6 protein-coding genes and 1 tRNA gene are annotated in these 7015 nt (G+C 57.9%); 1 reads left to right on the top strand and 6 read right to left on the bottom strand.

All coding sequences use genetic code 11. The features are described from left to right. The 4 genes from AC2VNK_RS00945 to AC2VNK_RS00960 all read right to left on the bottom strand — a co-directional run. Positions 1–1751 (bottom strand): efflux RND transporter permease subunit (locus AC2VNK_RS00945; protein ID WP_486882477.1); only part of this gene is annotated, 1751 nt, incomplete at its 3' end. Then, complete coding sequence (locus AC2VNK_RS00950) at positions 1744–2826, bottom strand: efflux RND transporter periplasmic adaptor subunit (protein ID WP_486882478.1); 1083 nt, start codon at positions 2824–2826, stop codon at positions 1744–1746. The genes AC2VNK_RS00950 and AC2VNK_RS00945, both read right to left, overlap by 8 nt. Continuing rightward, positions 2823–4244, bottom strand: a complete 1422-nt coding sequence (locus tag AC2VNK_RS00955; protein ID WP_486882479.1) for a TolC family protein — start codon at positions 4242–4244, stop codon at positions 2823–2825. The genes AC2VNK_RS00950 and AC2VNK_RS00955 overlap by 4 nt, the downstream gene beginning before the upstream one ends. A gap of 250 nt (positions 4245–4494) precedes the next feature. Beyond that, entirely contained in the window at positions 4495–4797 is a 303-nt protein-coding gene (locus AC2VNK_RS00960; RefSeq protein WP_291522985.1) for an ArsR/SmtB family transcription factor, read from the bottom strand. A 116-nt stretch (positions 4798–4913) separates the two neighbouring features. On the opposite strand from AC2VNK_RS00960, the gene AC2VNK_RS00965 reads away from it, so the two are divergent. After that, positions 4914–4987: transfer RNA gene (locus tag AC2VNK_RS00965), tRNA-Gly, on the top strand. A 134-nt stretch (positions 4988–5121) separates the two neighbouring features. On the opposite strand, the gene ubiD is transcribed toward AC2VNK_RS00965, so the two are convergent. Together ubiD and AC2VNK_RS00975 are read right to left on the bottom strand one after the other, a co-directional pair. After that, entirely contained in the window at positions 5122–6594 is a 1473-nt protein-coding gene (gene ubiD, locus AC2VNK_RS00970) for a 4-hydroxy-3-polyprenylbenzoate decarboxylase (RefSeq protein WP_486882480.1), read from the bottom strand. A gap of 24 nt (positions 6595–6618) precedes the next feature. Next, on the bottom strand, positions 6619–7015 hold a 397-nt coding region (locus tag AC2VNK_RS00975; RefSeq protein WP_486882481.1), incomplete at its 5' end, for a PhnD/SsuA/transferrin family substrate-binding protein.

Consider the following 7015-nt stretch of genomic DNA (forward strand, 5'->3'; position numbering starts at 1 on the left):
CCATTCATGCCTTGCGGGCGAATGAACTGCCACATCGGCATCAGCATCGCCAGCAAGAGCAGCACAATGACCACGATGAAAAAGATATTACGGCGCCCCGAAGATTTCAACAGAGGCTTGAACACCCGGATATACCCGCGCTGCAGAGCGTCCGACCGCGCCGTATGCCCGCCCTCCCCCCAGCTGCCGGCCTGTTTGGCTGCCTTGCCCCGCAGAAAGCGATAAGCCCCCCAAGGCACCACCGTATAAGCGAGCAGTACCGACGCAATCATAGCAATAGGTACAAAAATGGGGATGGGCAACATGAAGGGTCCCATCATCCCGGTCACAAAAGCCATGGGCACGAAGGCGAGAATCACCGCCAGCGTCGCTATATTTGTCGGATTACCAATCTCATTGCTGGCATTGATGATGCAGCGGGCAAAACCATCCTTGCCACAGCCATGCAGATGACGATGGATGTTTTCGATGACGACAATGCCGCCATCCACCAGCAGCCCCAGCGACAGAATGAGTGCAAACAAGGTGATCCGGTTGATGGTCTGCCCAAGCAGCCAGCCGATACCCAACACGACGCCCAAGGTGAGCGGCACTGTCAGAATAACGATGCCGGCCTCCCGCCACCCGAGGAATATCATCAGGATAACGGCGACGACCGCGACCGCGATGCTGAGATGCTCGAAAAGGGTACTGACCGCGTCGTCAGCGCGGGCGCCGTAATCACGGGTGATAGAAACGTGCACGCCCTCCGGCAGGGCCTCCCGCTCCAAACGATCCACTTTCGCCTTGATCGCGTCTGCCACTGTCACCGCATTCGCACCCGGACGCTTGGCGAGGGTGATGGTGACCGCCGACATGGTCGTACCCGCCGGTAGGCCGATTCGGTTTGCACGCCCAAGGGTATTACTGGTCGCAATGTTATTTTCCGCAGCACCCTCTTCTACCCGGGCCACGTCTTTAAGAAATATCGGTTGCCCGTCATGGCTGCCGATAATAAGGTCGCCGACGCCCCGTGCTGACCCTATCGCCCCATTGATGCGCAGAGGGACTCCCTGGTTGTTCCGCACCAGGTCGCCGCCGGGGAGAATCACATTGCTTCCCTTCAGTGCCTGCTGAATATTTTCCAGGCTGAGACCGGCACTAGAGAGCTTGGCCGGGCTCAACCAGACATTGATCGCCAGAGGGCTACCGCCAATCACCTCGGCGTTCGCCACATCCGGCACACTCTGCAACTGATCCATGAGCCGCACGCCGACCTGACGCAACGCCAAAGGCGTCAACTGGCTGGAGCTCAGGGTCAGCGACATGATCGGAACGTCATTAATGCCTATGGATTTAACCAGGGGCTGCGCCGTACCGGGGGGCATTTTGTCCATATTCCGGCTGAGCTGGTTGTAGACTTCGAGCAGGCTTTTCTCTTCGTTGGCACCGACCTGAAACTCGACGGTGACCACGCCCATATCATTGACGGCGTAACCATAGGTGTGATGGACACCGGGCAGGGATGCCATCAGGGCCTCCAACGGGCGTATCACCAGATGGTGAATTTCCTCGCTGTCAGAGCCGGGCCGCATGATGAAAATTTCGGCAGCGGGTACCACAATTTCAGGATTATACAGGCGCGGCGTGACGAGAATGGCCAAAGCCCCGAACAGGGCAATGGCCACCATGATCAGCACCGTGATCTTGGATTGGTAAAAAGACTGGGCAAGCCGCCCCGCCAGGTTTTGCCGCTGCCCTGGTTCAGCCATGAGTGACTCCGGCTGGCTCAATATGGTCGCCATTATTCACCGCAGCGAGGTTACCCACGACTACCGTCTCACCCGCACTCAGACCGGAAAGAATTTCCACCCCCTCTGGCGTGCTCTGCCCCGGCCGCACCATGCGATAGCGCGCGATGCCTTGCGCATCAACAACAAAAACACCCGGAATACCGGCCCGATCCAGCAAGGCAGACGCCGGCACCACCATCACCTGCCGCCGGGTGACCGGCACTTCTACACTGACATAGTCACCGGCCTGCAGTGTACTGTCTGCGGGCAAGCCGAGCTTGACCAGGTGTGTATGGGTCACCGCGTCCGCGGCTCCGACCAGATCCAGAACGGTTGCGGAAACGCTTTTTCCGTCGGAGATGACAGCGACTTGCTGACCGATGTGGAGACTGCGGTACAGGATCCCGCTGACACTACACTGGACTTCCAATTGGGAGGTATCCGCCAAAGCCAGAATGGGCTGGCCAGGCGATGCAAGATCCCCGTTCTGCATGAACTTGCGCGTGATAATTCCGGAGAACGGCGCCGTCACCCGGGCATAACGCAGTTGCGACTGCGCCGTGCTGATACCCCCCCGTGCCGCTGCGGCACGGGCCTGAGCCATGGCATAGGCCGATTTCACCTGATCCCACTGCTTCTCGGGAATGGCCTGCTGAGCATATAAGGCCTTGAATCGATCATAATTGGAACGGGCGTTCGTGAGCGCAGATGCGGCCTCGGCCAAGCCAGCCTGCGCCTGCTGCACCTGTCCCAGCACCTCCGTCGGATCGACCTCAAAAAGCAGTTGTCCCGCCTTTACAGCCTGTCCATCACGCACGCTCATGGCGCGAATATAGCCACTCAGACGGGAACTGAGCTGTACCTGCTGATGGGCAGTGACCGTACCCGGAACGCGGGCAAAGGCGGCCATGTTCTGGCTCCCCATCTGCATGACTGGCGCCGTGATTTTACTCGGTACTTGTAGCGCATCCGGGGGCGACTTGCTGCAGGCCGCAAGATTTGCCGTAGAGAATGCCAGAGCGGCGACTAACACGGTCCGCTTCCATGTGTTCATTGGGGGGCTCCTTCTGCGGCGGGCACATGTCCCGCACTGGCGATTTCTTGAGGATTCAGCTTGCCGATGGCCAGCAACAGCGCGCCGCGGTCTATCGCCTCCGCATAATAGGCAGAGACAAGCTCGGCACGCGCCTGATCCAGTTCTGCCTGTCCGTGCAGCAAGCCGGTCACGGTCTCTATACCATTTTCGTAACGCAGACGCACCAGACGTTGCGCCTCTTCCATCTGCTTAACCGCGAGTGCACGCATTTTGACGCGCAGCGTGGCCTCCCGGGCACTACGCCACACCTGCGCCACCTGCAAACGCAGCTTATCTTGCGCTTCCTGCAAGGCAGCCATGGCCCGTTCACGCTCAGCCTGGGCGCGGTCCATTCCGCCACCGCGTGCGAAGTCCAGCGCATTCCAGGTCACTTCTCCACCGATGGTATAAGACGGTGCCGCGTTGCCGAGAGTCCTGCCATTCCATTCCTGATTGGCCATGGCGTTAACGTGGGGGAGATAAGCGGCACGGGCGACGCTGATACCATCCTGTGCCGCCTTGACCTGGTGACGGAGGGCAACGATACCGGCGTTCTGGGCCATCGCGTCGCCCTGCAGACTGGTGAGCGGCGCCGCAGGCAGTGTGGGCTGAACGGGGCCAGCTACCGTCAGGGTCCTCCCTTCCGGCCAGCCAATAAGCGTGGCGAGATTATCCAGGGCATTGGCTTGGGCGTTCCGGGCACTTTCGACAGCCAGTTCAGCTTTTTCCAAATGCACTTCCGCAGACAGCAGATCGCTCTTTACCAGCACCCCGCGCGCCAGCAGGGAGCGGCTGGTTTTGACATAAGATGCGGCCGCCAGTTTGGCTTTATCCGCCACCTCGATACCCGTGTTAGCAGCAATGACGCCGTCATAGGCCTGCAAAATAGCGAAAGTCAGCCTCTGGCGTGCCATGACGTCACCACTCTGAGCGGCCTCCAGCATGGCCCGCGCCTGACCCAGACGTCCCCGGATTTCCCCGCCATTCCAGATCGGAATCTCCAGTTGCAGCTTGGTGCCAAAATTGTGGTAACTACCCGGTTGATCCAGCCCTGTCGGTGCTACACCCAGCGCGTCAGGGTTAAATTGTCCCGCGCCAAAATCGTTAAAGGTCGCCTGCCGCTGCGACAGCTTCATACCGAAAACGGTCAAGGCGTTGTTCGACTGGCTCGCAGAAAAAGAGGCCGCGAGCTTGGGGAGCAGGTGACCACGCGCTTCGGAGACAGCACCTTTGGCTTCTGCCTGCCTGGCATGCGCCAGTAGCATCTGCGGATTTTGCTTGAGGGCGAGATCTAGGCACTGATTAAAATCCAAGGCCGCGGCTGGCAACGAGGCACCGGAGCCCATCAGCAAGGCGATTAAAACGGATCGTGTTTTTTTGTGAGGACGAAAGGACATGTTTTTCCCCGCCGCGACAGGCGACACAAAAGCTCAAACAACAAATGCTGCCAAGCCCGCGCAGCATCACACAAGTTCATTATAGACGAGATGGTGACACCAGTTCGAACGTAGCATTGACGACTACGTCCACAGTGAGCACAAGACAATATTAGACTATTGTAATATACAATGGGCGGCCATTCAAGCCTTCTTTGCCTGAATGGCCCGAGTTCGATCCTTCTCAGTGCCCGATATTATGCCCCGGTGTTCAACGGAGGCTGCAGAAGACATCACTCATCATGGCGATCAGGCGCAGGGTACGGGGATCACCCACGCGGTAATAGACTTTGTTAGCATCCTTACGCGCCCGGAGGATGTCCTTTTCACGCAAAATGGCGAGATGCTGAGAGATGTTGCTCTGAGTGGTGCCAACAGCGGCCACGATATCCTGCACACTCATTTCTTCTGATCCCAATACGCACAAAACCTTGAGACGCAGCGGGTGCGCCATAGCTTTCAGGGAGCGGGAGGCCTGTTCAATATCCTCTTCCCGGGTTGGTAACTGATCCATAATCATGCCTCTTGGTCTATTTAAGTATCTTATTGACTTTGTTTATATTTACCGGAAATCGCAGTGCCTGCGGTCACCTTGCCTTTTTAGGTACATCCGCATAGAATCCACCACATGCGGGTGTAGTTCAATGGTAGAACCTGAGCTTCCCAAGCTCATGGCGTGGGTTCGATTCCCATCACCCGCTCCATTTAAAAACAAGGGCTTATGCTAACGCTTAGGCCCTTTTCTCTGTCCAGAGTACCGCTAAAGTACGACTTGTTCATCATCAGTGATTGAGAATAACCCCATATGCGTATTTTAGGAACCCCGCACAGCGCGTGTTTAGAACAGTGGCCGCTCCAGCGTTGCCAATAGATCATCTACCCGTTTGCGCAGCCCATCAGGCATGTGAATGGGCCGACCCCATTCTCTGGCCGTCTCTCCAGGCAATTTGTTGGTGGCATCCATGCCCAGTTTACCGCCTAGCCCGGCAACCGGCGAAGCGAAGTCGAGATAATCTATGGGCGTATTTTCGATGAGGGTAATGTCGCGCACCGGATCCATCCGGGTAGTCATCGCCCAGATCACGTCCTCCCAACGGCGCACATTGATGTCTTCATCCACCACGATGATGAATTTGGTGTACATGAACTGCCGCAAAAAGCCCCAGATACCGAACATGATTCTTTTGGCGTGCCCGGGATAACCTTTGCGGATGCTGACCACGGCCAGGCGGTAAGAACAACCCTCCGGCGGCAAATAAAAATCGACGATTTCCGGGAACTGTTTTTGCAGCAAGGGCACAAAGACTTCGTTGAGAGCCGCACCCAGTATGGCGGGCTCATCGGGCGGACGGCCGGTGTAAGTGCTGTGGTAAATGGGGTTTTCGCGGTGACTGATCACCTCTACGGTGAACACCGTAAAGCGCTCGGTCTCGTTGTAGTAGCCCGTGTGATCTCCGAAAGGCCCTTCCACCGCCATGTCATCCGGATAAATATGCCCTTCCAGCACTATCTCCGCACGCGCGGGCACCTGTAGCGGGACGCTCAGGGCGTTGGCGAGTTCAGTACGTCCGCCGCGCAGCAGCCCAGCGAACTGGTGCTCAGAAATGGTGTCGGGGATGGGAATAACCGCAGCCAGGATGGTGGCTGGATCGGCACCATAGGCTACGGCAACGGGGAATGGCGCGCCGGGGTGTACTTTCTGAAACTCTCGCAGGTCTTGAGCGCCGCCCCGGTGCGCCAGCCAGCGCATGATCACCCGGTTACGACCGATGACCTGTTGCCGGTAGATACCCATGTTGGCCCGCCGCTTGTGCGGCCCCTTGGTGATGGTCAGGCCCCAGGTCATGAGCTGTGCCGCATCTTCTGGCCAGCAGGTCTGCACCGGAAGGGCAGCGAGGTCGACCGCCTCTCCGCGCAGGACGATTTCCTGACAAGGCGGTCGACTCAGGGTGGTCGGCGCCATGTAGAGGACCTTACGCAGGGTGGGTAATTTTTCCCAGAGGTCGCGCAAGCCGCGGGGAGGGTCAGGTTCCTTGAGATAGGCCAGTAATTGACCGGTCTGCCGGAGGTCAGCAAGAGATTCGCCACCCATCCCCAGCGCCACCCGTTCCGTCGTTCCGAAGAGATTGCCCAGCACGGGCATGTCGTAGCCCGCAGGCCGGGTGAACAAAATGGCGGGGCCTGCTGCACGCAGGGTGCGATCGCAAATTTCCGTCATCTCCAACTCAGGCGAGACAGGCATGTTCAATCGGCGCAATAAATCGCGTTTTTCGAGGTCGGCCACGAAGGCCCGCAGATCACGGTAGCTCATACGCGCATTGTAAGCACAGGCACACTACTTTGTCCCGCTATCCGGGTCCTCGCGGGCGACCACGAAGGCGCTATCATCGATGGCCAGAGATGACGTCGCACGCAGATCAATAGCCTCATGGCCACTGATGTATTCGTCGGCAAGCATAGTCAGACAAGCAATTTCGTCATCGGTCACCGGCGCAAAGCCGGAAAAACCGATATCCTGCAACAACACCTGTCCACGCGCTTCTTGATCCATCCGACAGAGCACTTGAGTAAGCAGTTCCTGCTGCGGCAACAATCGCGGACCGATACAAAAAGCATGGAAAGCGAAAGCATCATCGGAACGATCAATAATGCGCAGCCGATCACGGGTCAGGCCACTCGCACCGGCATACACTTCGTCAAACAGAAAACCCACATCGGCCTGTCCCTGCAGT

Source organism: Acidithiobacillus sp. TH-A35 (assembly GCF_057473505.1).